This is a genomic window from Microvirga sesbaniae, assembly GCF_025460805.1.
GTDB lineage: Bacteria > Pseudomonadota > Alphaproteobacteria > Rhizobiales > Beijerinckiaceae > Microvirga > Microvirga sesbaniae.
This window is the reverse complement of record NZ_JAMXFJ010000004.1, coordinates 401,388-428,227: the sequence shown is the minus strand read 5'-3', so window position 1 is coordinate 428,227 and position 26,840 is coordinate 401,388. Positions and strand designations below refer to the sequence as shown.

The 26,840-nt window shown below is 67.8% G+C and carries 29 protein-coding genes; 11 read left to right on the top strand and 18 right to left on the bottom strand.

The window, feature by feature from the left end:
- Positions 1-159: 159 nt before the first annotated feature.
- Positions 160-639 carry a protein-export chaperone SecB gene (gene secB / locus OCW50_RS09505; RefSeq protein WP_262271338.1) on the bottom strand — a complete coding sequence of 160 codons (480 nt, stop codon included), beginning with the start codon at positions 637-639 and terminating at the stop codon, positions 160-162.
- A gap of 263 nt (positions 640-902) precedes the next feature.
- On the opposite strand from secB, the gene OCW50_RS09500 reads away from it, so the two are divergent.
- The 5 genes from OCW50_RS09500 (at position 903) to OCW50_RS09480 (ending at position 4,986) form a co-directional block, all read left to right on the top strand.
- Positions 903-1,625, top strand: a complete 723-nt coding sequence (locus OCW50_RS09500; RefSeq protein WP_262271337.1) for a Tim44/TimA family putative adaptor protein — start codon at positions 903-905, stop codon at positions 1,623-1,625.
- 50 nt (positions 1,626-1,675) lie between these two features.
- Complete coding sequence (gene mltA, locus OCW50_RS09495; protein ID WP_262297292.1) at positions 1,676-2,791, top strand: murein transglycosylase A; 1,116 nt, start codon at positions 1,676-1,678, stop codon at positions 2,789-2,791.
- Positions 2,788-3,354 (top strand): Smr/MutS family protein, encoded by a 567-nt coding sequence (locus OCW50_RS09490; RefSeq protein WP_262271335.1) that lies wholly within the window; start codon positions 2,788-2,790, stop codon positions 3,352-3,354. Before mltA ends, OCW50_RS09490 begins: the two co-directional genes overlap by 4 nt.
- 4 nt (positions 3,355-3,358) lie before the next feature.
- A complete protein-coding gene (locus OCW50_RS09485) occupies positions 3,359-3,766 on the top strand; it encodes a helix-turn-helix domain-containing protein (RefSeq protein WP_262271334.1) in 408 nt (135 codons plus the stop codon).
- Between the two features lie 218 nt (positions 3,767-3,984).
- The gene (locus tag OCW50_RS09480) at positions 3,985-4,986 is read left to right on the top strand and encodes an adenosine kinase (protein ID WP_262297291.1); all 1,002 of its coding nucleotides are present in this window, start codon (positions 3,985-3,987) and stop codon (positions 4,984-4,986) included.
- A gap of 113 nt (positions 4,987-5,099) precedes the next feature.
- Here the strand turns inward: OCW50_RS09480 and OCW50_RS09475 are convergent, their stop codons facing one another.
- The 9 genes from OCW50_RS09475 to hisB form a co-directional block, all read right to left on the bottom strand.
- Positions 5,100-5,618, bottom strand: a complete 519-nt coding sequence (locus tag OCW50_RS09475; protein ID WP_262271332.1) for a YidH family protein — start codon at positions 5,616-5,618, stop codon at positions 5,100-5,102.
- Between the two features lie 56 nt (positions 5,619-5,674).
- Complete coding sequence (gene coaA / locus OCW50_RS09470; RefSeq protein WP_262271331.1) at positions 5,675-6,652, bottom strand: type I pantothenate kinase; 978 nt, start codon at positions 6,650-6,652, stop codon at positions 5,675-5,677.
- Positions 6,653-6,675: 23 nt separating this feature from the next.
- On the bottom strand, positions 6,676-6,996 hold the full coding sequence (locus OCW50_RS09465) for a phosphoribosyl-ATP diphosphatase (protein WP_262271330.1): 321 nt from the start codon (positions 6,994-6,996) through the stop codon (positions 6,676-6,678).
- 7 nt (positions 6,997-7,003) lie between these two features.
- Positions 7,004-7,753 carry a type I methionyl aminopeptidase gene (gene map / locus OCW50_RS09460; RefSeq protein ID WP_262297290.1) on the bottom strand — a complete coding sequence of 250 codons (750 nt, stop codon included), beginning with the start codon at positions 7,751-7,753 and terminating at the stop codon, positions 7,004-7,006.
- 58 nt (positions 7,754-7,811) lie between these two features.
- Positions 7,812-8,615 carry an imidazole glycerol phosphate synthase subunit HisF gene (hisF, locus tag OCW50_RS09455; RefSeq protein WP_262271328.1) on the bottom strand — a complete coding sequence of 268 codons (804 nt, stop codon included), beginning with the start codon at positions 8,613-8,615 and terminating at the stop codon, positions 7,812-7,814.
- Complete coding sequence (gene hisA, locus OCW50_RS09450; RefSeq protein ID WP_262297289.1) at positions 8,615-9,367, bottom strand: 1-(5-phosphoribosyl)-5-[(5-phosphoribosylamino)methylideneamino]imidazole-4-carboxamide isomerase; 753 nt, start codon at positions 9,365-9,367, stop codon at positions 8,615-8,617. The genes hisF and hisA overlap by 1 nt, the downstream gene beginning before the upstream one ends.
- Entirely contained in the window at positions 9,355-10,005 is a 651-nt protein-coding gene (hisH, locus tag OCW50_RS09445) for an imidazole glycerol phosphate synthase subunit HisH (protein ID WP_262297288.1), read from the bottom strand. The genes hisA and hisH overlap by 13 nt, the downstream gene beginning before the upstream one ends.
- Complete coding sequence (locus tag OCW50_RS09440) at positions 10,002-10,502, bottom strand: DUF2628 domain-containing protein (protein ID WP_262297287.1); 501 nt, start codon at positions 10,500-10,502, stop codon at positions 10,002-10,004. The genes hisH and OCW50_RS09440 overlap by 4 nt, the downstream gene beginning before the upstream one ends.
- A 68-nt stretch (positions 10,503-10,570) precedes the next feature.
- Positions 10,571-11,158: an imidazoleglycerol-phosphate dehydratase HisB gene (hisB, locus tag OCW50_RS09435; RefSeq protein WP_262297286.1), complete on the bottom strand. Its 588-nt coding sequence runs from the start codon at positions 11,156-11,158 to the stop codon at positions 10,571-10,573.
- A 541-nt stretch (positions 11,159-11,699) separates the two neighbouring features.
- On the opposite strand from hisB, the gene hslV reads away from it, so the two are divergent.
- The 4 genes from hslV (at position 11,700) to OCW50_RS09415 (ending at position 15,057) form a co-directional block, all read left to right on the top strand.
- On the top strand, positions 11,700-12,230 hold the full coding sequence (gene hslV, locus OCW50_RS09430; protein WP_262297335.1) for an ATP-dependent protease subunit HslV: 531 nt from the start codon (positions 11,700-11,702) through the stop codon (positions 12,228-12,230).
- A gap of 47 nt (positions 12,231-12,277) precedes the next feature.
- Complete coding sequence (gene hslU, locus OCW50_RS09425; protein ID WP_262297285.1) at positions 12,278-13,591, top strand: ATP-dependent protease ATPase subunit HslU; 1,314 nt, start codon at positions 12,278-12,280, stop codon at positions 13,589-13,591.
- Positions 13,592-13,736: 145 nt separating this feature from the next.
- Positions 13,737-14,507, top strand: a complete 771-nt coding sequence (locus tag OCW50_RS09420) for an endonuclease III domain-containing protein (RefSeq protein WP_262297334.1) — start codon at positions 13,737-13,739, stop codon at positions 14,505-14,507.
- Positions 14,508-14,580: 73 nt separating this feature from the next.
- Positions 14,581-15,057: a BA14K family protein gene (locus OCW50_RS09415; protein WP_262297284.1), complete on the top strand. Its 477-nt coding sequence runs from the start codon at positions 14,581-14,583 to the stop codon at positions 15,055-15,057.
- A gap of 60 nt (positions 15,058-15,117) precedes the next feature.
- On the opposite strand, the gene OCW50_RS09410 is transcribed toward OCW50_RS09415, so the two are convergent.
- Both OCW50_RS09410 and OCW50_RS09405 read right to left on the bottom strand, forming a co-directional pair.
- Positions 15,118-15,468: a RidA family protein gene (locus OCW50_RS09410; protein WP_262272095.1), complete on the bottom strand. Its 351-nt coding sequence runs from the start codon at positions 15,466-15,468 to the stop codon at positions 15,118-15,120.
- A 78-nt stretch (positions 15,469-15,546) separates the two neighbouring features.
- A complete protein-coding gene (locus tag OCW50_RS09405; protein WP_262272094.1) occupies positions 15,547-16,161 on the bottom strand; it encodes a pyridoxamine 5'-phosphate oxidase family protein in 615 nt (204 codons plus the stop codon).
- Positions 16,162-16,275: 114 nt separating this feature from the next.
- Here OCW50_RS09405 and OCW50_RS09400 point away from each other — a divergent pair, with 114 nt between their 5' ends.
- On the top strand, positions 16,276-17,979 hold the full coding sequence (locus OCW50_RS09400; protein WP_262297283.1) for an adenylate/guanylate cyclase domain-containing protein: 1,704 nt from the start codon (positions 16,276-16,278) through the stop codon (positions 17,977-17,979).
- Positions 17,980-18,126: 147 nt separating this feature from the next.
- Here the strand turns inward: OCW50_RS09400 and pnp are convergent, their stop codons facing one another.
- A complete protein-coding gene (gene pnp, locus OCW50_RS09395) occupies positions 18,127-20,301 on the bottom strand; it encodes a polyribonucleotide nucleotidyltransferase (RefSeq protein WP_262272092.1) in 2,175 nt (724 codons plus the stop codon).
- Positions 20,302-20,516: 215 nt separating this feature from the next.
- Positions 20,517-20,786, bottom strand: a complete 270-nt coding sequence (gene rpsO / locus OCW50_RS09390; RefSeq protein WP_173948757.1) for a 30S ribosomal protein S15 — start codon at positions 20,784-20,786, stop codon at positions 20,517-20,519.
- Between the two features lie 299 nt (positions 20,787-21,085).
- Between rpsO and OCW50_RS09385 the strand changes: the two genes are divergently transcribed.
- Positions 21,086-21,631: a ferritin-like domain-containing protein gene (locus OCW50_RS09385; RefSeq protein ID WP_262297282.1), complete on the top strand. Its 546-nt coding sequence runs from the start codon at positions 21,086-21,088 to the stop codon at positions 21,629-21,631.
- Positions 21,632-21,813: 182 nt separating this feature from the next.
- On the opposite strand, the gene truB is transcribed toward OCW50_RS09385, so the two are convergent.
- The 4 genes from truB to OCW50_RS09365 form a co-directional block, all read right to left on the bottom strand.
- Complete coding sequence (gene truB, locus OCW50_RS09380; RefSeq protein ID WP_262297281.1) at positions 21,814-22,734, bottom strand: tRNA pseudouridine(55) synthase TruB; 921 nt, start codon at positions 22,732-22,734, stop codon at positions 21,814-21,816.
- Positions 22,735-22,740: 6 nt separating this feature from the next.
- On the bottom strand, positions 22,741-23,166 hold the full coding sequence (gene rbfA, locus OCW50_RS09375; RefSeq protein ID WP_262297280.1) for a 30S ribosome-binding factor RbfA: 426 nt from the start codon (positions 23,164-23,166) through the stop codon (positions 22,741-22,743).
- 107 nt (positions 23,167-23,273) lie between these two features.
- Positions 23,274-26,165, bottom strand: a complete 2,892-nt coding sequence (gene infB / locus OCW50_RS09370) for a translation initiation factor IF-2 (RefSeq protein ID WP_262297279.1) — start codon at positions 26,163-26,165, stop codon at positions 23,274-23,276.
- Positions 26,162-26,833, bottom strand: coding sequence for an RNA-binding protein (locus tag OCW50_RS09365; RefSeq protein ID WP_262297278.1), 672 nt, complete (start codon positions 26,831-26,833; stop codon positions 26,162-26,164). The genes infB and OCW50_RS09365 overlap by 4 nt, the downstream gene beginning before the upstream one ends.
- Positions 26,834-26,840: the final 7 nt, after the last annotated feature.

The following is a 26,840-nucleotide window of genomic DNA, read 5'->3' as shown; positions in this document are numbered from 1 at the left end:
CCCCCCCCCCGCGCCCCCCCCCCCCGTGGGGGGGGGCTGTGTCGCCCCCCCCCCCACGAAGGCGGTGAAGAATCGGCCGATCTATGACGTGGTCCGCGGCACGAAAAAGGCGAGGCGGTCGCCCGCCTCGCCCGATCCGAACGGGTGGAACGCGACTGCCTACGACAGCGTCTGGCCACCGTTCTGTTGGCCCTGCATCTCGGCGGCGCGCTGCCGGTAGAGGGCGACGAAATCGATCGGGTCGATATAGAGGGGCGGGAAGCCGCCGTTGCGCACTGCGTCGGCCACCATCTGGCGGGCGAACGGGAAGAGAAGGCGTGGGCATTCGATCATCACAACCGGGTGCAGTTGCTCCTGCGGGATGTTCTGGATCCGGAACACGCCCGAATAGGTGAGCTCGAACGCGAACAGCACGTCCTTGCCGCCGATCTTGGCATCGCCCTCAAGGGTGAGGTCGACCTCGAAATCGGCCTCGGCGAGCTGCTTGGCGTTGACGTTGACCTGCAGGTTGATCTGCGGGCCTTCCGACTGCTGCTGCAGGGAGCGGGGGGCGTTGGGATTCTCGAAGGAAAAGTCCTTGCAGTACTGCGCAAGGGCGTTGAGCGCGGGCGCTCCGTTGTTTGCCGGGTTCTCGGCCATGGGTTCATGCTCCCTGAAGGGGTGTCTTGTCGGGCCCGGACGGAACACGTCGTCGGGCAAAGCGCCGGCTCGCTTCGGGCCATGGGTCTTCGCGCTATCAGCTTCTCCTGCACGAAGCAAGATTTCAGCCGACTCATTTGCTTGTCGGGGCCGGAGGTGGATGTTACGACCTCAAGACCCCATATGCGAAGGATGACACCTTCGCCTCCTCGACACAACGCCCGGCGACAACCGGGCGCGGGCAGGCTCATAACGGATCGACGATGCAGGATTCCTTCGACATCACGACCCTCATTTTCATTGTACTCGCCGTTTTCGTGATCTGGCGTCTGCGCTCCGTCCTGGGGCAGAAGACCGGCAACGAGCAGCCTCCCTTCGACCCGATGTCGCGCCGGGATGCGCCCCTTCGTCCCGGCAATGCGCCGGCCGAGCCCGATCACAATGTGGTGCGCCTGCCCGGCGCCAACGGAGCCCGTCCCGCCGCCGAGGTTCCGTCCGCCGAGCGCTGGAAGGGCATTGCCGAGCCCGGCTCGATCACCGCCCAGGCGCTGGACGGCATTGCCCGCACCGAGCCGAATTTCGACGCGGCCCAGTTCCTGGAAGGGGCCAAGTCCGCCTATGAGATGATCGTCACGGCTTTCGCGCAGGGCGACCGCCGGACCCTCAAGGATCTCCTCTCCCGCGACGTCTACGAGGGCTTCGAGCGGGCCATCACCGAGCGCGAGCGCCGGGGCGAGACGGTCGAGACCACCTTTGTGTCCATCGACAAGGCCGAGATGGCCGGAGCCGAGCTTCAGGGCAAGACGGCCCAGATCGTGGTCCGCTTCCTGTCCAAGCTGATCACCGCCACGCGCGATGCCTCGGGCAACGTGGTCGACGGGAGCCCCGAGACCGTGGCCGACGTCACCGACGTGTGGACCTTCGCCCGCACGCTGGGCAGCCGCGACCCCAACTGGCAGCTCGTGGCCACCGAAGCGGGGCAATGACCCATGCCGGGCGCGCCCTCCTCGCCTGTTCCCTCGTCTGGACGCTGACTATGTCCGCCAGAGCGGCGTCGGCGCTGCAGGACCAGGCGCGCCTGGAGCCCCTGCCCTTCGCGGCGCTGGCCGGCTGGGACACGGACGATCACGGGGCCGCCTACCGGACCTTCCTTCGCTCCTGCCGCGCCCTTGATGCAGGCGCCGATGCCCTGCGCCCGGCCCAGGCGCCGCAGAACGACCTGCTGTTCGTCTGCCGCGCCGCCCTGAGGAACCCGGTGCCGTCGCAGGCCGAGGCGCGACGGTTCTTCGAGACCCATTTCGAGCCCGTGGCCGTCACGCCCCGTTCCGGCGGCGGCTTCCTCACCGGTTACTACGAGCCGGAATTCGAGGGCTCGCGCACGCCCGACGCCACCTACCGGGTGCCCCTGCTCGACCGGCCGGCAGATCTCGTCACCATTCCCCAAGGGGAAACCCTGCCGGGTCTCGAGAAGGACCTCCAGGCCGCGAGGCGCACGAAGCACGGCTACGAGCCCTATCCGGACCGCGCCGCCATCGAGGCGGGCGCCCTGGGCGCCCACGCGAGGCCCATCGTGTATCTGCGCGAGCCGGGCGAGGCCTTCATCATCCATGTCCAGGGCTCCGCCCGCATCCGCCTCCCCGACGGATCCGTGATGCGCGTCGCCTATGCGGGGCGCAACGGCCGGCCCTACACGTCCATCGGTCGCCTGCTGGTGCAGCGGGGCGAGATGGACCTGGAGACCATGACGCTCAACAGGCTCATGGGTTGGCTGAAGGACCATCCGGAGCCCGCCGGGGCTCTGATGCGGCAGAACCAATCCTACATCTTCTTCCGCGAGGCGAGGGAGCTTGCGCCCGAGGACGGACCGATCGGCGGGGCCGGCACCCCGCTCGTGCCCGGCCGCAGCCTCGCGGTCGACCGGTCGCTCTGGGCCTATGGCCTGCCCGTCTGGCTCGACGGAGAACTGCCGCTCGCCCTCGACAGGACCGAACCCCTGCGGCGGCTGATGATCGCCCAGGATACGGGCTCCGCCATCGTCGGCCCGGCGCGGGGCGACTTCTTCTTCGGCAGCGGCGCGGAGGCGGGGCGCCGTGCCGGCCTCCTGCGCCACCCCGTGCGCTTCGTGGTTCTGCAGCCCAAACCCCGTTCATGACCAAGAAAAGCCGCACCCGCCAGCTCAGCCCCGAGGAGAAGCGGCTCTGGTCGCATGTGGCCCGACACGTGAAGCCCATGGCGGGCAAGCGCCTGCCGCCCGAGCCCGAGCCGGAGGACAGGACCGCCACGGCCCCTGCCCGGCCGATCGCCGCTCCCGCGCCTGTCCTGGCCCCGCTTCCGTCCCTGAAGCCGGCCCTGCCGCCGCTCGCCCCGGTGGAGCGCCGGACGCTCCAGGCCCTGCGGCGCGGCCGCAGGGACGTGGACAGCGTTATCGACCTGCACGGGATGCGCCAGGAAGAGGCTCATTTCGCCCTTCTGCGCTTTCTCCATCGGGCGCAGGGTTCCGGCCATGGCCTCGTACTCGTGATCACCGGCAAAGGGGGCGCTGCCGTCGGTTCAAGTCTCGTCGAGGAACGGGGCGTGCTGCGGCGCATGGTGCCGCACTGGCTGCGCCTGCCCGATCTTCGCGCGCTCGTGATCGGCTTCGAGGAGGCCTCTCCCCAGCACGGCGGATCCGGTGCACTCTATGTCAGGCTCCGCCGCCGGCGGGGCGCGGGATAGACGGATGACCCCCTTCGGCGAACGGGTGCGGCAGCTGCGCCGGGAGCGCGGGCGGATGTTGAAGGACATGGCCGCCCATCTCGGCGTGTCGAGCGCCTATCTCTCGGCCCTCGAGCGCGGCGAGCGCGGCAAGCCCACCTGGGCGCTCATCCAGGGAGTCCTGCAGTATTTCCACATCATCTGGGACGAGGCCGACGAGCTGACGCGCCTCGCCGACCTGTCCGACCCCCGGGTGAGGATCGACACGGCCGGGGGCGACCCGCGGGCCACCCTGCTCGCCAACCGCCTCGCCCGCGAGATCCGCTCCCTCTCGGAGTCCGAGCTCGAGGAAATGCTGGCGGTCCTCGATCGGGCCCAGACCCGGGAGCGGCGCGTTCCGGTGCCGATCCAGGCGGTCCAGGACAGGAGCTGAACCAATCCGCCACGGCGTCGTCGGGACGAACCTGGCGACGACGGTCACCGGATGCGTCCCGCTCCAAACGATCGGGATGGCCGGCACAGGCCGGGCCATGGCAGGAAGGCAGTGCATCGCCACGGAGCGCATCAACGGGTTCTCGCAACGATGCGCCGTCTTGACCTCCCCCGCCCCGGATGCGAAAGCGCCCCGTCCTTTCTCAATTCCGGTGGCCCATGTCCCAGACCCGCATCGACGTCCTCACCCTCGGCAACGCCATCGTTGATGTGCTCGCCCACACGGACGAAGCCTTCCTCCTCCAGAAGAAGGTCCACAAGGGCGCCATGCAGCTGATCGACGAGGCCCGGGCCGAGGAGCTCTACGGCGAGATGGGACCGGCCGTCATCGTGTCGGGCGGTTCCGGGGCCAACACGGCGGCGGGCGTCGCCTCCTTCGGAGTCAAGGCCGGCTTCATCGGCAAGGTGAAGAACGACGAGACGGGCCGGCTCTTCGCCCACGACCTCAGGGCCATCGACGTCCATTACGACGTCGCCCCGGCCCAGGACGGCCCGGCCACGGCCCGCAGCTTCATCCTGGTGACGCCGGACGGCGAGCGCACCATGAACACCTATCTCGGCGCCTGCCAGAACCTCACGCCCGACGACGTGAATCCCGACACGGTGCGGTCCTCGTCGATCGTCTATCTCGAGGGCTATCTCTGGGACCCGCCGGCCGCGAAGGAAGCCTTCCGCAAGGCGGTCCGGATCGCCCACGAGGCCGGCAACAAGGTGGCCCTCACCCTCTCCGACGCCTTCTGCGTCGACCGCTACCGCGACGAGTTTCTAGGGTTGATGCGCGACGGCAGCCTCGACATCCTGTTCGCCAACATCCACGAGCTGCAGAGCCTCTACGGCACGTCCGATGCGGATACCGCGCTCGCCGCCCTGCGCGAGGAGAACGTGCTCGGCGCGATCACCCGCTCGGAGGACGGCGCCCTCATCGTCAGCCGCGGCGAGACCCGGGCCGTTCCCGCCTTCCCGGTGGAGCGCGTGGTCGACACCACGGGCGCCGGCGACCTCTTCGCCTCGGGTTTTCTGGCCGGTCTCGTGAAGAACCTCGACCTCGTCGACTGCGCCCGGCTCGGCGGTCTCGCGGCCGCCGAGATCATCAGCCATCTCGGCGCCCGCCCGCAGGCGAACCTGCGCGAGCTCGCCGAGCAGGAAGGGCTGCTGTCCTAAGAACCGCCCGCCCGTCACGTCTGGCCTCGTCCGGCCCTGTCGCTTCCCCTCATGCCACCCTCCCGCGTCAGGGCGGGCCTCGGGCCGGCCATGACGCGGGGAAGGATTTTTCTTCACCCGCCCGTCCGCCCGAACCACAGGCTGAACAGCGCCGCGAGGGCGACCAGGGCCAGGAAACCGTTGAAGGCCACGAGCAGGAAAGGCGGGATGCGCTGCACGTCCGGATGAGGCGGCTGCGAGCCGGTGAAGATCTGGCGCCACACCGCGGCCGCGAAGCAGAAAGCGCTGAACAGCACCAGGATCGACCCGGTCGAGACGATCATCCAGTCCGGGACCACGCCTTCCAGGAGCTTTTTCGCCCCGATCCCGGAGGCCAGCGCGGCGAGACCCGTACGCACCCAGGCCGCGTAGGTGCGCTCGGCCGCGAAGACCGTGCGGTTGGCGGCCAGCTCCGTGCGCCGGTCGGCGCTGTCCTTCATCTGCACGCTGGCCGTGGCGGTCGTCCTGGCCGCCGCCTGCGTGTGCTCGGCCGCCTCCTGGGTCTGCTCGGCGGCCTCCTGACTCTGCTCCGCCGCCGCCTTGGCGTGCTCGGCGCTGCGCTTGAGCTTTTCGTCCACCGGTTGCGTCGTCATGCACCCTCCGTTCATCCGGAGGCACAACGCTCACGGTTGCGAAATGGTTGGCCCCGTCAAAGCCGTCTCAGGGCCACCGTCTCGATCCGGTGGCTCGGGCCCTTCTTCAGGATCAGGCTCGCGCGCTGGCGGGTCGGCACGATGTTCTCCTGCAGGTTCACCAGGTTGATGCGGCTCCACAGGCCATCCGCGATGGTGATGGCTTCCGACTCCGCCAGTTCCGCATAGCGCCGGAAATAGGACAGGGGATCCCGGAAGGCCGTGTGGCGCAGGCGCAGGAAGCGGTTCACGTACCAGCGGTGCAGGTCCTCCTCGTCGGCGTCGATATAGACCGAGAAGTCGAAGAAGTCGGACACGAAGGGAATGGCCGTGCCGTCCTTGGGCATGCGCGCGGGCTGGAGCACGTTGAGGCCCTCGACGATCAGGATGTCGGGCCGGTCGACGGTGGTCTCCTCGCCGGGCACCACGTCGTAGACGAGGTGGGAGTAGAGCGGCGCCTTCACGTTGCGCTTGCCCGCCTTGATGTCGGCCAGGAAGTGCAGGAGCTTGCCCGTGTCGTAGCTCTCGGGAAAACCCTTGCGTTCCATGAGGTTGAGCCGTGTCAGCTCGGCGTTCGGCAGGAGGAACCCGTCCGTGGTGACGAGGTCGACCTTCGGGGTGTTGGGCCAGCGCGCGAGCAGCGCCTTGAGCACGCGGGCCGTGGTGGACTTGCCGACCGCCACCGAGCCGGCCACGCCGATGATGTAGGGCACCTTCTCCTGCTGCTCGGCCAGGAGGAACCGCTGGGTTGCCTTGAACAGGCCCTGCGTCGCCGCGACGTAGAGGGAGAGCAGGCGCGAGAGCGGCAGGTAGATCGCCGCGACCTCGTCGAGGGAGATCGGGTCGTTGAGGGATTGCAGCTGCACCACCTCGTCGGCCGTGAGCGTCATGGGCGCATCCGCACGCAGCTTCGCCCATTCGTCGCGCGAGAAGGTGCGGTAGGGCGAGAGGCCGTCATCGTCCTCGTCGGCGGACATCAGGTTGGGCTGGTCCATGCGAACCACCTCTTTTCCAGGTTTTAGGTCTTGCGCGCGGCCTTCTCGGCAAGACCCGACTGCGCCGTGCGGCGTTCCAGTTCGGCCATGACGTCACTTAGAGGAATGTTTGCGCCCTGCAACACGACCAAAAGATGATACAGCACGTCCGCGGCCTCCGCCGTCAGGTTCTGCCGGTCGCGCTCGACGGCCGCGATGGCCGCCTCCACCGCCTCCTCGCCCAGCTTCTTGGCCGCTTTGGCCGGCCCGCCGGCAATGAGCTTGGCCGTATAGGATTCGGTCGCCGGCGCGGCCGCGCGCTCGGCCACGATGCGGGCGAGGTCGTCGAGGGTGAAGGTGGTCATGATGAAACTAGCCCGGCAAGGTGACGACGAGAGGACCGTTACGGGTGGCGACGACCGTATGCTCGTACTGGACCGTCGGGGCGCAGGGCTCGCTGAACAGGGTCCAGGGATCGTCGCCGTCCTGGGCCCATTCCGCCCCCAGGGACAGAAAGGGCTCCACGGTGAAGACCAGGCCCTCGGTCATGATCCGACGCTCGGACCGGTCCGGCCAGGTGGCGATCTCCTTCGGCTCCTCGTGCAGGGAGCGGCCGATGCCATGGCTCGCCAGGTTGCGCACCAGGGTGTAGCCGTTCTTCTCGGCGAATTGCCCGATCGCCTGTCCGATGCCGGCCATCGGCCTGTTCGCACCGACCTGGCGCAAGCCGACCCACATGGCGCGACGGCCGTCCCGGCAGAGCCGCTTGGTGGCGTTCGTGACCGGCGGAACCGCGAAGGACGCACCGGTATCGGCGAAAACGCCGTTCTTTTCCGCCGAAATGTCGATGTTGACGAGATCGCCCGCTGCGATGCGACGGGACCCGGGAATGCCATGGGCGACCTCCTCGTTCACGCTGATGCAGGTCGCGCCGGGAAAATCGTAGACCACTTCAGGGCCGGAACGGGCGCCGGCCGTCTCGAGAAGCCGGCGGCCGATCAGGTCGAGCTCCGCCGTGGTCATGCCCGGCTCGAGGGCCGCGGCCATCGCCTCGAGGGTGTTGGCGACGATCCGGCCGATGTCCTGGAGCTTGGTCAGATCGTCCTCGTTGGAGACCGTCATTCGTTGAATCCCTTTCCATGAGGGTCATGGTCGGATGCGCGTGTCGTGAAGGCCGCGCTCAAGGCCCACCCGCTGCACTTCGTGCCGGCTCGTCCAGCCGCATCTTCAATCCCTTCCCGGCCATGTAGCCCTTGGCCTCGCCGATCGTATGCGTGCCGAAGTGGAAGATCGAGGCCGCGAGCACCGCGCTGGCATGGCCCCTCTCGACCCCGTCCACCAGATGGTCGAGATTGCCGACGCCGCCGGACGCGATGACCGGCACCGAGACCGCATCCGCGATGGCACGCACGAGGGCGAGGTCGTAGCCGCCCTTGGTGCCGTCCCGGTCCATGGAGGTGACCAGAAGCTCCCCTGCCCCGCGCTCCGCCACCTGCCTGGCGAACGCGATGGCGTCGATTCCGGTGGGGTTGCGCCCGCCATGGGTGAAGATCTCCCAGCGTGGCTCCTCGCCGGCGCCCGACACCTTCTTGGCGTCGATGGCCACGACGATGCACTGGTTGCCGAATTTCTCCGACGCCTCGCGCACGAAATCCGGGTTCTTCACCGCGGCCGTATTGATCGAGACCTTGTCGGCCCCGGCGAGCAGCAGCCGGCGGATGTCCTCGACGGTCCGCACGCCTCCGCCCACGGTGAGCGGCATGAAACAGGCTTCGGCCGTGCGCCGCACCACGTCGAGGAGGATCCCCCTCGCCTCGTGGCTCGCCGTGATGTCGAGGAAGCACAGCTCGTCGGCGCCGGCCGCGTCATAGGCCTTGGCGGCTTCGACCGGGTCGCCCGCATCGACCAGGTCGACGAACTGCACGCCCTTCACGACGCGACCGTCCTTGACGTCCAAACACGGGATGAGACGAACCTTGAGCATCAGGCGGGCTCCTTGCGCACGGAGCGCAGCAGCGCCAAAGCTGTCTGCGGGTCGATGCGTCCGTCATAGAGGGCGCGGCCGGAGATGGCCCCGTCGAGGACCGCGCAGTCGGGCTGAGTCAGGCGCTCGATATCGGCCATGGAGGCGAGGCCGCCCGAGGCGATGACCGGAATCGAGACCGCGCGGGCCAGCCCCAGGGTCATGGGGAAGTTGAGGCCCTTGAGGATGCCGTCGCGGGCGATGTCCGTGTAGATGATGGCGGAAACCCCCGCATCCTCGAACCGCCGGCCGAGCTCCTCGGCCGACAGGGTCGAGGTCTGGGCCCAGCCCTCGACCGCCACCAGCCCGTCCTTGGCGTCGATTCCGACCGCGATCTTGCCCGGGTGGAGCCGGGCGGCCTCGCGCACGAAGGCCGGATCGCGCACGGCGGCCGTGCCGATGATGACGCGGGACACGCCCTTCCCGAGCCAGCCCTCCACGGTCTTCATGTCGCGGATGCCGCCGCCGAGCTGCACGGGGATGCGCACGCGGTTCAGAATGGTCTCGACCGCGGCCGCGTTCATCGGCTTGCCCGCGAAGGCGCCGTCGAGATCGACCACGTGCAGCCATTCGAAGCCCTGGGCCTCGAAGGTGGCGGCCTGGTCGGCCGGATCGTCGTTGAACACGGTGGCCTGGTCCATATCGCCCTGGACGAGGCGGACGCAGCGACCCTCTTTGAGATCGATGGCAGGATAAAGGATCACGGGCGCCACCTCAGAAAATTGGCGATGAGCTTGAGGCCGAGCGCCTGGCTCTTCTCGGGATGAAACTGCGTGCCGACGAGGTTGTCGCGCCCGACCACGGCCGTGACCGGGCCGCCGTAATCGGCGGTGGCGACCACGTCGTCGGGGTTTTCCGGCGTCAGCGCGTAGGAATGCACGAAATAGGCATGGAGCCCGTCCGGTCCGGTCGGGATGCCGTCGAGCAGGGGATGCGGCTTCGCCAGGGCCAGGGTGTTCCAGCCCATATGGGGGATCTTGAGCGACGGGTCGCCCGGCTGGATCGGCTTCACGTCGCCATGGATCCAGTCGAGGCCGTAGCTCACCGTGTGCTCGAGGCCGCGGGTGGCCATGAGCTGCATGCCGACGCAGATGCCCAGGAAGGGCCGCTTGTCCTCATGGACGCGCCGCTGCAGCGCCTCCACCATACCGGGGACGGAATCGAGGCCGCGGCGGCAATCGGCGAAGGCGCCGACGCCCGGCAGCACGATCCGGTCGGCCCGGGCGACGAGGGCCGGGTCGGACGAGACGGCGATGGAGAGGTCGAGCTCCGCCTCCCGGGCCGCCCGTTCGAAGGCCTTGGCGGCGGAGTGCAGGTTGCCGGACCCGTAATCGATAATGACGACGCTCACCGGGGACGCTCCGCATCGGGGAAGAGGCCGATCACCGGCTCGGACCTCCGGGGGGTGGACAGGACGGCGGCCGGTGCCGGGCCGCGGGGCAGGGACGGCGGCAGGGACGATCTGGCCGCGAGCCAGCGGGCGAAGGCCTTGGCCTCCGCTTCGTCCTGGTCCTCGGCCGTCACCACGTCGGCCACCGGCAGGCCGTGGCGGGCCAGGGTCCAGCGCCGCAGGCTGTTGGCCTCGAGCCCGATCAGACCCTGCAGCAGGAGCTGCGCGAGGGAGCCGGCCAGGGGATGCACGTCGAGCAGGGCCATGAGGCCCCCGAACGCGAAGACGACGACCAGGACCCCGAGCCCGGCGAGCCAGAGGCGATGATAGAAGAACCACAGGAAGGTGAAGAAGAACGCCCCCCAGGAAAAGGCATCCTTCACGAGCTCCGACTCGTCGAGAGCGGTCGGGTCGCCCGGCCGCGCGTCGCGCGGGAGGTGCAGGGTATAGGTGGTCATGACGTTTCCTCAGGCCGTGCCCGACGAGGTGACGACGATCCCGCCAGGCAAGAGGCTCTTGATCGGATTTAGAGCGTTCCCTTGGTGGAGGGAACGCGGCCCTCCTCCCTCGGGTCCAGTGCCACGGCCTGACGCAAGGCCCGTGCCAAGCCCTTGAAGCAGCTCTCGGCGATATGGTGGCTGTTCTCGCCGTAGAGCGTCTCCACGTGGAGCGTCAGGCCCGCATTGATGGCGAACGCCTGATGGAACTCGCGCACCAGTTCGGTGTCGAAAACGCCGATCTTCTCCGTCGGGAAGGTGGTCTTGAACACCAGGAAGGGCCGACCCGATATGTCGAGGGCGACGCGCGTCAAGGTCTCGTCCATCGGCAGATGGATGTCGGCATAGCGCGAGATGCCCTTTTTATCGCCAAGCGCCTGCAGGATGGCCTGGCCCAGCGCGATCCCGGTGTCCTCGGTTGTATGATGCTGGTCCACGTGCAGGTCGCCGGTCACCTTCACGGTCAGGTCGAAGAGACCGTGCCGGGCGAACAGTTCGAGCATGTGGTCGAGGAAGCCGACCCCCGTGGCGATCTCGGCCTTGCCGGTCCCGTCGAGGGCGATCGACAGGTTGACATCGGTCTCGGCGGTGCGACGGCTGACGCTCGCGGAGCGCATCATCAAAATCCTTTGCGGAACAGGAGACAGGCGCCTTCTAGCACATCGCCCGGAAAAGTGGATCCGGTTTTCACCGACGTGGCCCTTCGGGTCTGGACCGGACCTTGTGCTCACCAAAGAGGAGCGCCGGATGGATCCCAAAAGTGCAAGTCCATTTTTGGGTCCGATGCTCTAGCAAGCCGCGGCGAGAAACGCCACCCGGACGGTGTCGTTCGGAAAACGCTCCCTCCAGCGAGGGCAAGGGACGAGGGCAAGAGGCGAGGGGAAGGAGGCAAGGGGAAGGGGGCAAGGGGAAGGGGTAAGCTTCCGCGATCGCGTGACACCGCGCCGTCATGGCTGGGCTTGTCCCGGCCATCCCGACGGGTGGAACGCTGCGCCTCTCGCATCGGGATCACCGGCCCGAGGCGGGCGAGAACGGCAGAGAGCGTCACGAACCACCCGCGTTGTTTTCGCATCACGAATGATTAAGTGAGGCTCCGAACGGTTTTTCCATTCCCGACTGCCGGAGCTTGACCCCGTGTCCGAAGACGCCACCCCCCGCATGCATGCCACCACGATCCTCATGGTCCGCAAGGGCGGCCGCGTCGTCATCGGGGGCGACGGGCAGGTGAGCCTCGGCCAGACGGTGGTGAAGGGCAATGCGCGGAAAGTTCGCCGCCTTGCCAAGGGTGGGGTGATCGGCGGCTTCGCCGGATCCACGGCCGATGCCTTCACCTTGTTCGAGCGCCTCGAGGCCAAGCTCGAGCAATATCCCGGCCAGCTCACCCGCGCCTGCGTGGAGCTCACCAAGGACTGGCGCACCGACCGGTACCTGCGACGCCTTGAGGCCATGATGCTGGTGGCCGACAAGGAGGTCGGCCTGCTGCTCTCCGGCGCCGGCGACGTACTGGAGCCGGAAAACGGCATCATGGCCATCGGGTCCGGCGGCAATTACGCGCTCGCCGCCGCCCGGGCGCTCGCCGATTCCGGCATGGACGCGGAAGCCATCGTGCGCCGTTCGCTGGCGATCGCCGCCGAGATCTGCGTTTATACCAACGCGAACATTGTCATCGAAACGCTCGATGAAGCCTGATGGCCACGGCCGTCGTCGAACCATAATCCTTTGAGCCAAGACATCTCATGACCACGTTCTCTCCCCGCGAAATCGTTTCCGAACTCGACCGCTACATCGTCGGCCAGAACGACGCCAAGCGGGCGGTCGCCATCGCGTTGCGCAACCGCTGGCGCCGGCAGCAGCTGGAGGGCTCCCTGCGCGAGGAGGTGGCGCCCAAGAACATCCTTATGATCGGCCCTACCGGCTGCGGCAAGACCGAGATCTCGCGCCGTCTCGCCAAGCTCGCGGGGGCGCCCTTCATCAAGATTGAGGCGACCAAGTTCACGGAAGTGGGCTATGTGGGCCGCGACGTGGAGCAGATCGTGCGCGATCTGGTGGAGATCGGAATCGGCCTCGTCAAGGAGGAGCGCCGCCGCCAGGTCCAGGCCAAGGCTCATGTGGCGGCCGAAGAGCGCGTGCTCGACGCCCTCGTGGGTGCCACGTCCAGCGCCGCCACCCGCGATTCCTTCCGCCGCAAGCTGCGCGCCAATGAGCTCGACGACAAGGAGATCGAAGTCGAGCTGCAATCGACCGGGGGGCAGGGGATGCCGATGTTCGACATCCCGGGCATGCCGGGGGCATCGGTGGGCGCGATCAACCTCTCCGACATGTTCGGCAAGGCTTTCGGCGGCGGACGCGCGAAAACCCGCCGCACCACCGTGCGCGAGGCCTATGAGCCGCTCGTGACGGAGGAGGCCGACAAGCTGATCGACCAGGACGCCATCGTGCAGGAGGCCCTGCACCAGGTGGAGAACAACGGCATCGTGTTCCTCGACGAGATCGACAAGATCGCCGGCCGCGAGGGCCGCACCGGCGCGGATGTCTCCCGCGAGGGCGTGCAGCGCGATCTGCTGCCGCTGATCGAAGGCACCACCGTGTCGACGAAATACGGGCCCGTGAAGACCGACCACATCCTGTTCATCGCCTCCGGGGCCTTCCACGTGTCGAAGCCGTCGGACCTGCTGCCCGAACTGCAGGGGCGCCTGCCGATCCGCGTCGAGCTCGCCCCGCTGACGGTGGACGATTTCAGGCGCATCCTCACCGAGACCGAAGCGAGCCTCATCAAGCAATCGGTGGCGCTGATGCAGACCGAGGGCGTCAGCCTCGTCTTCACGGACGATGCCATCGATGCGCTCGCCCAGGTGGCCGTCGACGTGAACAATTCCGTCGAGAACATCGGCGCCCGCCGGCTGCAGACGGTGCTCGAGCGGGTGCTCGACGACGTCTCGTTCACGGCGCCCGACCGCTCGGGCGAAACCGTCACCATCGACGCGTCCTACGTGCGCGGCGAGGTGGAGACCCTGGCCAAGAACACCGATCTGAGCCGGTTCATTCTGTAGGATCGACGACCATGGCGTCATGGCCGGGCCTGTCCCGGCCATCTCGATTGTCGTGAGCGCGGCGCGTCTCGCATCGGGATCACCGGGACAAGCCGGTGATGACGCGTGAATGGAACCAGCCTCCCGATTCGCGACTTGCCTCGGGATGAATCCGGACCTGCAGGACCTCAAGGCGAAGGCGCTCGCCATCCACGAGCGCCTGTGCCGGGTTTATGGCTGCCCGATCGCCTACTTCCATTCCCTCGATCCCCTGAGCGAGCTGATCTCGTCGCTGCTCTCCCATCGCACCCGCAACGCGGATTCGGGCCGCGCCTTCAAGGCGCTCAGGGCCCGCTACGCCGACTGGCGCGCGATGATGAACGCACCCGCCGAGGAGGTGGAGGCGACGATCCAGGGCGTCACCTGGCCGGAGCAGAAGGCGCCGCGCCTGCAGGCGGTCCTGCGCGCCGTCGAGGAGCGCCACGGCAGCCTGTCGCTCGATTTCCTGGGTGCCATGCCGGTCGCGGAGGCGAGGGCGTGGCTCGAGAGCATTCCGGGAATCGGCCCCAAGACCAGCGCGGCGGTGCTGTCGTTCTCGGTGCTGCGCAAGGCCGCGCTTCCCGTCGACAGCCATCACCACCGGGTGGCGCAGCGCACCGGGCTCATTCCCCAATCGGTTGCGGTCGGCCCGTCCCATGCAGCCCTGGCATCCTTGCTCCCCGAGGACTGGGATGCCCAGCAGGTCTACGATCACCACGAGGTCATGATGCTGCACGGCCAGCGCTGCTGCTTCTTCAAGAGCCCGGCCTGCGGGCGCTGCGCGATTCTCGACCTTTGTCCGACCGGGCAGGGGCGGGTGGAGGGCAGGCGGGTCGTTGCCGCCAAACCTGACGGGGTCGTGCAGGATCATTCATCCTCACGTTCCCGCGAGAGATAGACCGAAATTCCTCGAAAGCGGAACGACCGGCGGGTTCTTCGCGTTCGCTCCCCACGATTAGAGGAGTTAGCTCATGCGTAAGTTTGTCTTGGCGGCCGCTGCGACGGCTGTCCTGGGTGCCTTTGGTCTCGCCGCTCCGGCCTCCGCGGCCGAGACGCGGGCGGCACCGGTGAACGAGCTCGTTGCCGCTCTGAAGAAGGGCGAGGTCCAGTCCGACTACGTGCAGTATCGCCGCTATTACGGCGGTGGCCCGCGCTACGCGGAGCGCCGCTATTACGGTGGGCGCCGTGGCTATTACGGCCCGCGCTATGGCTATTACGGTCCGCGCTATTACCGCCGCGATTACGGCTCGGCGGCGGCTGCCGGCGCCATCGGCCTCGCCACCGGCGCCATCATCGGCGGCGCCATCGCGCAGTCGCAGGCTCAGGCCGCTCCGACCTATGTCGCCCCCGGCGGCGGCTCGGCCTATTGCGCCCAGCGCTTCAAGTCCTACGACCCGGCCTCGGGCACCTATCTGGGCTACGACGGACTGCGCCATCCGTGCCCGTAAGCATCACGGCGCGAGACGGGACGAAGCGGGCCTGAGGGCCCGCTTCTTTTTTGAGGAACCTTACTTCGCCGCGATGACGGCGATCTCGACCTTGAAGGCCGGAGCCGCGAGCTTCGCCTCGACGGTGGCGCGGGCCGGGGTGTTGCCGGCCGACACCCAGGCATCCCACACGGCGTTCATCTCCTGGAACGTGCCCATGTCGGTGAGCCAGATATTAGCCATCAGGATCTTCGACTTGTCGGTGCCGGCCTCGCTGAGAAGGCCGTCGATGATCGAGAGGATTTCCTTCGTCTGCTCGGCGACGCTTTGCCCGGCGGTCTGATTGGCGACCTGGCCGGCGAGATAGACCGTGTTGCCGTGGACGACGGCGCCGCTCATGCGCGGGCCGGGCTTGATGCGTTGGATCGTCATGGAATGTCCTTGTGCCTTTTCCAGAACAGGGGATTTGCCTTTTCGGGGGCAGGGGGCGTCAGGTCAAGAGCATCCGTTTCAATAGAGGGTCGACCGCTGCCTCTCCGGCAGGGCCTTGTCGTAGGCCTCGCCGCCGACTTCATTGGCCGAAAGGGCTGCGAGGATCTGGCCGGCGCTCGGCAGCGAGGCGCGCGCCACGTGCTTTGCCGGGTTCCACAGCTCCGAGCGCAGGATCGCGCGGGCGCACTGGAAATAAACCGCCTCGACGCTGATCGCGATCACGGATTTCGGCGTCTTGCCGTCGACCGTGAAGCTGTCGAGCAGGGCCGGCTCGACCGAAATGGCCGCGCGGCCGTTGACCCGGAGGGTCTCGCCGATCCCGGGGATCAGGAACAGCAAGGCGACCGCGGGATCGCGCACGATGTTCTTCAGCGAATCGATGCGGTTGTTGCCGCGCCGGTCCGGCAGGAGCAGGGTCTTGTCGTCCTGCACCCGCACGAAGCCCGGCCCGTCCCCGCGGGGCGAGCAGTCGAGACCCTCCGGGCCGCGGGTGGCCAGGGCCGCGAAGGGAGCCGCCGCGATGAAGGCCCGGTATTCGGGCACGACCCGATCCGTCTCCTTGAGGAGCGAGCCCCTGTTGACCTCGCCATAGAGGGCTTCGAGTTCCGTAACGCTGGTGATGATGTGGGACATGGTGCAGGGAGCCGGTGCAGGGATCGTGATTTGACAACCGGCACCTTGGTGCAACTGCATGGCGGCAGGCAAGCCTGAAGACGAAAGGCGGCCGGGCCGATCTGAAAGACGCGCATGACCAGTGTTCGAGGCAAACCGGCCCCCGATCCAGGGGGCTCCGAGATCCATCTCCAGACCCGGGAGATCCGCCTGTTCACGGGGCTCGTGCTCGGGGCCTTTCTCCTGACGCATTTTTCCAATCATGCCCTCGGCCTGGTCTCGGTCGAGGCCATGGAGGCGGGCCGCGCCTGGTTCAACCGCCTGTGGCGCAACCCCGCCGGCACGGTGCTGCTCTACGGGTCCGTCCTGGCGCATTTCCTGCTTGCGCTGCTGGCGCTCTACCGGCGCCGGACCCTGCGGATGCCCTGGCGCGAGGCCGCGCAGCTGATCCTGGGCCTGAGTCTGCCGTTCCTCCTCATCGGCCACGTGGTCGGAACCCGGATCGAATGGGCCCTGACCGGGCACGATTCCGGCTATCCCGAAGTGGTCCGCAACCTCTGGGTCCTCAATCCCGGGATCGGGGCCCGCCAAGCCGTCGCTCTCGTGATCGCCTGGCTGCACGGTTGCCTCGGGGTCTATTTCTGGCTGCGTCCGAAAAGCTGGTTCCCGCGCGCGGCGCTGCTTCTCTATACGGGCGCCGTTCTCGTCCCGGTCCTGGCGCTGCTCGGCTTTGCGGAAGCCGGACGGGAGATCGCCGAGGCGCCGGCGCGGTTTGGGACGCCCGCTCCCCCCTCGTCCGACATCCTGCCGGCGGCCGGCCCCGTTCTTTACGCGGCCTTCGGCGGGCTCATCGCGGCGATGCTCGCCGCCCGCTTCATCCGCAGCGTTCCCCTGTGGTCGCGGCGGGTGCGGGTCTATTATCCCAACGATCAGGTGGCCACCGTGCCGCTCGGCTTCAGCGTCCTGGAGGCGAGCCGCAGCGCGGGCATTCCGCACCTCTCCGTCTGCGGCGGGCGCGGGCGCTGCTCCACCTGCCGGGTGCGGGTGCTCGACGGTCACCAGCGCCAGCCGCCGCCCACGCCCCAGGAGCGCGGCACGCTCGCCCGCATCAAGGCCGGTCCGAACGTGCGGCTCGCCTGCCAGTTCCGACCCACCCACGACGTGTCGGTGGTGCCGATCCTGTCCACCGGCCGCAACGGGGTGACCGCGCTGGTGCGCGGCGGCCGGGCCCAGGGTCAGGAGCAGGACATCGCCGTGCTGTTCTGCGATCTGCGCGGCTTCACGAGCCTGGCCGAGCGGCGCCTGCCCTTCGACACGGTGTTCATCCTCAACCGCTATTTCGAGTCGGTGGGCCAGGCCGTGGAGGATGCGGGCGGCTATATCGACAAGTTCATCGGCGACGGGGTGCTGGCCCTCTTCGGCCTCAAGGCCTCGCCCCAGCAGGCGGCCCGGCAGGCGCTCGACGCGGCGCTGCGGATCAAGGCCGCGCTCGTGCACCTCAACGAGGAATATGCGAGCGAATTCGAGCATCCCCTGAGGATCGCCATGGGGCTCCATGCGGGTCCTGCGATCGTCGGGCAGATGGGCTATGGCCAGGCGACCAGCCTCACGGCCGTCGGCGACACCATCAATGCGGCCAGCCGCCTGGAAGGCCTCGCCAAGGAGCTCGACGTGGAGCTGGTGATCTCCGAGGACCTCGCCACCCGGGCCGGCCTCGATCTTTCCGACCGCGACAGGCGGATCGTCCAGATCAGGGGACGGGCAGCGCCCCTGGGCAGCTGGATCATCCCGGAGGTGGATGGAATGGGGACGGTGACGGAGACGAGCAAATTTGTTTGAAGGGGCACGAAGACCTGTCTTCCGCCGAAACGAGCCTTTTCGTGCGAGGCGGTTTCACCCATCGTGTCTTGGGCGCGCCGACCCCAAACAGGCAATAAAAAAGCGCGGCTTTCACCGCGCTTTTCTCTTCGATTGGAGCCTTGAGTCTTACTCGCCGGCCTGCTTCTGCTGGTCGCGCTGGGCGCGTTCCGCATCACGCTCGGCCTTGAGCTGCTCGGTGATGTCCTCGCCGGTCTCCTGGTTGACGACCTTCATGGACAGACGCACCTTGCCGCGCTCGTCCATGCCGAGGAACTTCACCTTCACCTTGTCGCCTTCCTTGACCACGTCGGTGACCTTGCCGACCCGGTTCTTGGCAAGCTCCGAGATGTGCACGAGGCCGTCGCGGGAGCCGAAGAAGTTCACGAAGGCGCCGAATTCCATCACCTTCACGACCGTGCCGTCATAGATCACGTTGACCTCGGGCTCGGCCACGATGGAGCGGATCCAGTTGTAGGCGGCCTTGATCGACTTGCCGTCCGCGGACGCGATCTTGATGAGACCGTCGTCGTTGATGTCGATCTTGGCGCCGGTCTTCTCCACGATCTCGCGGATGACCTTGCCGCCCGAACCGATGACCTCGCGGATCTTGTCGACCGGGATCTGCATGGTCTCGATGCGCGGGGCATGCTCGCCGAGCTCGGCGCGGGGCGCCGTCAGGGCCTTGTTCATCTCGGCCAGGATGTGCGCGCGGCCGTCCTTGGCCTGATCGAGCGCGACGCGCATGATCTCCTCGGTGATGCCGGCGATCTTGATGTCCATCTGGAGCGACGTGATGCCCTGGTCCGTGCCGGCCACCTTGAAGTCCATGTCGCCGAGGTGATCCTCGTCGCCGAGGATGTCGGACAGGACCGCGAAGCGCTCGCCTTCGAGGATGAGGCCCATGGCGATGCCCGCCACCGGACGGCGCAGGGGAACGCCGGCATCCATCAGCGACAGGGAGCCGCCGCAGACCGACGCCATGGAGGAGGAGCCGTTCGACTCGGTGATCTCCGACACGACGCGGATCGTGTAGGGGAACTCGTGCGACGGGGGCAGCATCGGGTGGATGGCGCGCCAGGCAAGCTTGCCGTGGCCGATTTCGCGGCGGCCGGGCGAGCCCATGCGGCCCGTCTCACCGACCGAATAGGGCGGGAAGTTGTAGTGCAGCAGGAAGGTCTCCTTGCGGGTGCCCTCCAACTCGTCGATGAACTGCTCGTCCTCGCCGGTGCCCAGCGTGGTCACGACCAGCGCCTGGGTTTCGCCGCGGGTGAACACGGCCGAACCGTGGGTGCGCGGCAGGACGCCGACTTCCGACAGGATCGGACGGACCGTCTTGAGGTCGCGGCCGTCGATGCGGTGGCCGGTGTCGAGGATGTTCCAGCGCACGACCTTGGCCTGTGCCTCCTTGAAGACGGCCTTGACCTTCTCGGGGTCGAACTTGGCTTCACCGTCGGCCGGGACCAGCGCGTCCATCACCTTCGCCTTCACGGCGTCGACGGCGGCGTAGCGGTCCTGCTTCTTGGTGATCTTGTAAGCCTCGCGCAGGTCGGCCTCGGCGATCTCCAGAACGGCCTTCTCCACGTCGGAGACGTCCGCCGGCTGGTAGTCGCGCGGCTCCTTGGCGGCCTTCTCGGCGAGACGGATGATCGCCTCGATCACCGGCTGGAAGTGCTTGTGGCCGAACATCACGGCGCCCAGCATCACGTCCTCGGGCAGCTCCTTGGCCTCGGATTCGACCATGAGCACGGCCTCGGAGGTGCCGGCCACCACGAGATCGAGGGCGGAGGTTTCCATCTCCTGGACCGGCGGGTTCAGCTTGTACTGGCCGCCGATATAGCCGACGCGGGCCGCGCCGACCGGGCCCATGAAGGGCACGCCGGACAGGGTCAGGGCCGCGGAGGCCGCCACCATGGCGACGATGTCGGGATCGTTCTCGAGATCGTGCGAGAGCACGGTGACGACGACCTGGGTGTCGTTCTTGTAGCCCTCGACGAAGAGGGGGCGGATCGGACGGTCGATGAGGCGGGAGACCAGGGTCTCCTTCTCGGTCGGACGGCCTTCGCGCTTGAAGTACCCGCCCGGGATGCGGCCGGCCGCGTATGTGCGCTCCTGGTAGTTCACCGTGAGCGGGAAGAAGTCGACGCCGGCCTTCGGCTCCTTGGCCGACACGACGGTGGCGAGAACGGTGGTTTCACCGTAGGTGGCGACGACGGCGCCGTCGGCCTGGCGGGCCATCTTGCCCGTTTCGAGCACGAGCTTGCGCCCGGCCCAGATCAGTTCTTCGCGTTGGATATCGAACATGGCATGTCTTTCATGACAGCGGGGCGGGGGCTCGATGCCATGAGCAAGACGGCGAGAGGCTCGTTCCGGCGGGGTAGCCCGCCTCACAAGCCTCTTGCGATCCTGCCATGGTCATCGTGTCTGCCGCCTCCTTAGAAAACACCGGGACGTGAAGCCTCGCAGTGTTGGAGAAACCGTCCGGAGCCGGGCTCCGGACGGACGTTTTTTCAAGACGCTTAGCGGCGGATGCCGAGCTTCTCGATCAGCGTGCGGTAGCGGCTCTCGTCCTTCTTCTTCAGATAGTCGAGAAGCGAACGGCGTGCCGACACCATCTTCAGAAGTCCACGACGGGAGTGGTTGTCCTTCGTGTGGCTCTTGAAGTGACCGGTCAGGTTGTTGATCCGCTCGGTGAGAATGGCGACCTGCACCTCCGGGGAGCCGGTATCGCCAGCCTTCTGGGCGAATTCCTTGACAAGCGCGTTCTTGCGCTCAGCCGTAATCGACATCGTCAGTCCTTTCAGGTTGGTTTGTCAAAAGACCTTGGGCCTTCGGGGCCTATGGTCGGGTTCGTCCGGAGGGGCCGGGCCGGGATGTCGTCCAGCACGGTCCGAACGCGGACGCGTCTTTCGGAGGGTAAAGCTCCCGAAAAGATGGCGCACCATACACGAAATGCGCCCGAGTGCCAGGAAAATCATTTTTCCCAAGCGGAGCAATGGGATGCGCCGTTCGAGCCGGTTCCTGGCGGAACAAGTGGCCCGGGCCACGGTTGGTGACCCAGACACGCCCAATATAGGAAGCTGACATCATGACTGCCAGTACGACCGGCATGGCCGACCTCACGTCCTCGGAAGACATCCGGAACATCTTCATCACCGGCCTGGAAAACGCCCATGCCCTCGAGAAGCAGGCCATCCAACTCATGGAGCGGCAGGTCGAGCGGTTCGAGAACTATCCGGAGATGTCCGACCTGCTGCGCCGGCACATCACCGAGACGGAAGGTCAGATCCGCCGCCTCGACGAGATGCTGCACACCTTCGGGGCCGACCGCTCGATCCTGAAGGACATGGCCACCCAGTTCATGGCCAACCTGGCCGCCGCGGGCCACATGCCGATGGCCGACGAGGTCTTGAAGAACACCTTCGCCAACCACGCCTTCGAGAATTTCGAGATCGCGTCCTACAAGTCCCTGATCGTCATGGCCGAAGCCTCCGGGAACCAGAAGTTCATCCCGGGCCTCCAGGAGACCCTGCGCGAAGAGGAAAAGACCGCCCAGGCCGTCTACGACATGATCGAGCCGATCACCCGGAAGTTCCTGACACGCTCGGCCCAGGGTCAGAAGGCGGATCGGTAAGAGAAGGCCTGCTCATTCCGGGCTGTTGCCGCCAGCGGTGACACGTTGGCCATGTCATGGCCGGGCTTGTCCCGGCCATCTCGATACGGGAAAGGCGCTGCGCTTCGAACGATCGGGATCACCGGCCCGGGGCCGGTGATGACGGAACAGGATTCCGCCCTCGGCCCCCACGGCGAAGGGTTTCAGCCGCCCAGGTTGAACACCCGGTGCGGCACGAACTCGCCCCGCTCCACGTCGCCCACCGCGATCAGGACGCCGTTGCAGGTGGCGTAGACCTTGCCCGATAGCGGCGCGTCGCGGCCGCGCAGGATGATGGACTGGCCGCGCATGAGGCGGCCGGCCATGTCCCGGCTCACGGGGATCGCGGGGATCTCGCTCAGGGCGATCTCCACCGGCCGAAGGGCCGCCGGATCGGTCGCGATGTCGTCCACGGTGACCGCGTCGTCCTCCGTGAACGGGCCGACGCGCGTGCGCCGGAGGGCCGCGATGTGGCCGAGGCAGCCCAGGGCGCGGCCGAGGTCGCGCGCGATGGCCCGCACATAGGTGCCCTTGCCGCAGTCGGCCTCGATGATCGAGCGGTTGCCCGCGTGGTGGATCAGGGCGAGACGGTCGATCTCCACCGTTCGCGGCTGAAGCTCCACCGTCTCGCCGTCGCGGGCGAGATCATAGGCGCGCTCGCCCTGGATCTTGATGGCGGAAAAGCGCGGCGGCACCTGCTGCACCTGGCCGGTGAACCTGGGCAGGAATTCTTCGATCATGGCCGGGTCCGGCAGCCGGTCGGTCTGCTCGACCACGTCGCCCTCGGTGTCGTCCGTGGTGGTCTCCGCCCCCCAGGCCACGGTGAACACGTAGGATTTGCGCCCGTCCATGACGAAGGGCACGGTCTTGGTGGCCTCGCCGAGCGCGATCGGCAGGATGCCCGAGGCGAGGGGGTCGAGGGTGCCGGCATGTCCGGCCTTCTTGGCCGACAGGCCGCGTTTGACCACCGCGACCGCATGGGTCGAGGTCATGCCGACGCCCTTGTCCAGGATGATCCATCCGTTGACGTCACGCTTCTTCGGGCGGTCGCCGTGCGGCCTCCGCTGCGGGCGTTCTTCGCTCATTGCTTCTTACTCGCTGTCGTCGTCGGACGGGTCGGGCGCGGGCTTGACCGTGTCGCGGGCCACGCGGTCGGACCGCAGCAGCGCGTCGATGCGGGCGGCCTCGTCGAAGCTCTCGTCGCGGCGGAAGCGCAGATCGGGCGCGAATTTCAGGTTCACCCGGCGCGCCACCTCCTGGCGCAGCAGCTTCTTGTTCTTCTCGAGAGCCTTGAGCACGGCGTCCTCGTCCCGGCCGCCGAGCGGCATGACGTAGGCGGTCGCGAGCTTCAGGTCCGGCGACATGCGCACTTCCGGGATGGTGATGACGTTCCTCGTCAGCACGTCGTCCTGCAGGTCCCCGCGCGAGAGAACCTCGGCGAGGGCGTGGCGGATCAGCTCGGCGACGCGCTGCTGGCGCTGCGAGGGTCCGCTGGTTTGTTCGAAACGTTTGGCCATGGTCGCTTCTCCGGGATTGGACCGGACTGGTCAAAAGGGATCATGGCCGGGAGCGACCCGGCCATGACGATCGATGGGCGATGGTGGTGCGTGAAGCCGGAAGCCGTTTACAGCGTCCGCTTCACCTCTTCCACGCGGTAGCACTCGATGAGGTCGCCGGCGCGCATGTCCTGGTAGTTCTCGAAGGACATACCGCATTCCTGGCCCGACGTGACCTCGCGGGCGTCGTCCTTGAAGCGCTTGAGCTGCGAGAGCCGGCCTTCGTGGATCACCACGTTGTCGCGGATCAGGCGGACATGGGCGCCGCGCTGGACCACGCCGTCGAGGACGCGGCAGCCGGCGATCTTGCCGACCTTGGACACGTTGAACACCTCGAGGACCTGGGCCTCGCCGAGCCGCTCCTCGCGCAAGGTCGGGGCCAGCAGGCCGGACATCGCCGCCTTCACGTCATCCACGAGGTCGTAGATGATGTTGTAGTAGCGGATCTCGATGCCGGCGCGTTCGGCGGCCTCGCGGGCTTCCTTGTGGGCGCGCACGTTGAAGGCCAGGATGATGGCCCCCGAAGCCTCTGCCAGGGTGACGTCGGACTCGGAGATGCCGCCGACGCCGGCCTGGACGATGCGGGCGGCCACTTCCTCGTTGCCCACCTTCTCGAGGGCCCCGACGATGGCTTCCGCCGAGCCCTGCACGTCCGCCCGGACCACGAGCGGGAATTCTTTACGGCCCGCTCCGGCCTTGAGGTCGCGCATCATGTCGACGAGGGTCCGTCCGGCCGAGCCCATGCGGGCGGCCTGACGCTCGCGCTTCTGGCGCGTGCGGTACTCGGTGACCTCGCGGGCACGGGCCTCGGACTCGACCACTGCGACGCGGTCGCCGGCCTCGGGCGTGCCGTTGAAGCCCAGCACCTCGACCGGAACCGACGGACCGGCCTCCTTCACGGTGGTGCCCAGATCGTTGATCAGGGCGCGCACGCGGCCCCATTCCGCGCCGGCCACGACGATGTCGCCGGTGCGGAGCGTGCCGCGCTGGACCAGAACGGTCGCCACGGGACCACGGCCGCGATCGAGCTTGGCCTCGATGACCGTGCCTTCGGCCGACCGCTCGGCATTGGCCGTGAGCTCGAGGATCTCGGCCTGGAGCTGGAGGCCTTCGAGCAGGGTCTCGAGGCCCTGGCCGGTCTTGGCCGAAACCTCGAACTCGAGGGTCTCGCCGCCCATCGACTCGACCACGATCGAGTGCTGCAGCAGCTCGGTCCGGACCCGCTGCGGGTTGGCATCGGGCTTGTCCACCTTGTTGATCGCCACGATCAGCGGCACGCCGGCCGCCTGCGCGTGGTTGATCGCCTCGACGGTCTGCGGCATGACGCCGTCATCCGCCGCCACCACCAGGACGACGATGTCCGTCACCTTGGCGCCGCGGGCGCGCATGGCCGTGAAGGCCGCGTGGCCGGGCGTGTCGATGAAGGTGATCTTGCCGCCGAGCGGCGAGGTCACCTGGTAGGCGCCGATATGCTGCGTGATGCCGCCGGCCTCGCCGGACACCACGTTGGTCTTGCGGATCGCGTCGAGCAGCGAGGTCTTGCCGTGGTCGACGTGGCCCATGATGGTCACCACCGGCGGGCGAGGCGAGAGGTTCTCGTCCGTATCCGGGGTGTCGAAGAGGCCTTCCTCGACGTCCGATTCCGCGACGCGCTTCACCGTATGACCGAGCTCCTCCGCAACGAGCTGCGCGGTATCGGCATCGATCACGTCGGTGATCTTGTGCATCTGTCCCTGCTTCATCAGGAACTTGATCACGTCCACGGCACGCTCCGACATGCGGTTCGCGAGTTCCTGGATGGTGATCGTCTCGGGAATCGTCACCTCGCGGGCGATCTTTTCCTTCTGTTCCACCTGACGGTGGCCCATGAGACGCTGGTTGCGGCGACGGAAGGCGGCGAGCGAACGGGTCCGCTCCTCCTCGCCCGAGGTCGCATTGGCCAGAGTCAGGCGGCCGCGGCGCTTTTCCTCCCCGGGAGCGACCTTGGGCGTCTTCGGCAGAGCCGCGGGCTTCGCAGCAACGCCGGGACGGCGGATGGTGCGGGCGCCTTCCTCGTCATCCGCCACGGGCGCGCGGGCGGCCACGGGCGGGGTCGTGCGAACGTTCGGCCTTGCCGTCTCCGGATCGGGCGCGACCGGCGCGGCGGGGCGCGCCATATGGTTCAGGCTCGGCGGACGACCACCCATGGTGCCGCCACCGCTGCGCGGACCGCCGAAGCCGCCGGGGCGGGGACCATCCGACCGCGGTGCGCCGGTGCGCGGGCCGTCGAAACGGCCGGCCGGGCGGGGACCGTCGGTCCGGGTCCGGTCGGAGCCGGGCGCACGACCGGGACCGGCAGGAGCCGGTGCGGACGACGGGCGCGGAGCCTCTTCACCCAGGCGACGGCGGGCCTCGTCTTCGGCGCGGCGCTTGCGCTCGTCATCCTGACGGCGGCGCTCGTCCTCCTCGCGCTTGCGGGCTTCGGCCGCTTCGCGCTCCTTGGCCTCGGCTGCCTCGCGCTCCGCGCGGCGGGCTGCCTCTTCGGCCTGGCGGCGGCGATCTTCCTCGTCGCGACGGCGGGCATCGGCCAGCGCGTTCATGCGGGCGTCGCGCTCCTGCTCGGAGAGCGTCTGCAGCACCATGCCGCCGGACCGGGGGGTGTTCGGAGCGCTGCGCTGCGGACGGCCGCCCTGGGCCGGGGCAGCCGGCTTCGGGGCCGGAGCGGCGGGCTTCGGGGCCGGGGCGGCGGGCTTGGGCGCGCTCGCGGGGGCCGCGGCCTGTTGGGGCGCGGGCCTGTCTTCCTTGACCCCGGGGCCGGGGCCGACAGCAGGGCGACGCTTGACCGTCTCCACCACGACCGACTTGGACCGGCCATGGGAGAAGCTTTGGCGCACCACGCCCTGTTCGACGGGTCGCTTCAGAGAAAGCGTCTTGGACGACACGTGGAGAGTCTTGTCGCCCTGGTTTTTCGTATCAGTCATTCCGCCTCAGTTCCTGCGGGTTTCAAAATCGTGGGTTCGCCGGTCTCGGTCTCGAGGCCAGTTTGATCGGCATCGGTGCCGCGATAGGAGCGGTAACGGTGCCAGCGGTTCAGAAAGCCGTCGCTCCCAGCGCCCGCGACGAGGGCAGCATGTATCACATGTGACCGGCCTAATGCCAAATCCAATTCGTCGATCGACAATTCTTGGATGACCGGAAAGTGAGATATTGCGTCGCCGAGGCGTTTTCGCAACTGGTTCGCTAATTTTCTTCGCCCATCTTCGGCCGCCTCTGCGGCATGAATAAGGGCAACGATGGGCTTATCCGTGATCGCCGACTCGACCTTGTGGAAGCCGGTGATCACCGCCCCGGCCTTGTTGGCCAGGGCCAGACCCTGGCGCAGGTCGTCCCGGAGCAGGCGCTCGATGTCCAGGGCCAGGGTCTCCGGGGCCTTGGCCTCGGCCTTGAAGGCGCGGGAGAAGAGGCGACGTTTGGCCGCCGCTTCCACCATGTCGAACCGGGCCGTGACCCAGACGCCGCGGCCCGGCAGCTTGTGCCGGAGGTCCGGAACGACCTGATGGTCGGGCCCGAGGACAAAGCGGATCAGCTCCGCGGGGCCTTTCGCCTCGCGGGTGATGATGCAGGTGCGCTCCGGTTCATGCCGCGGCACGGGTGCT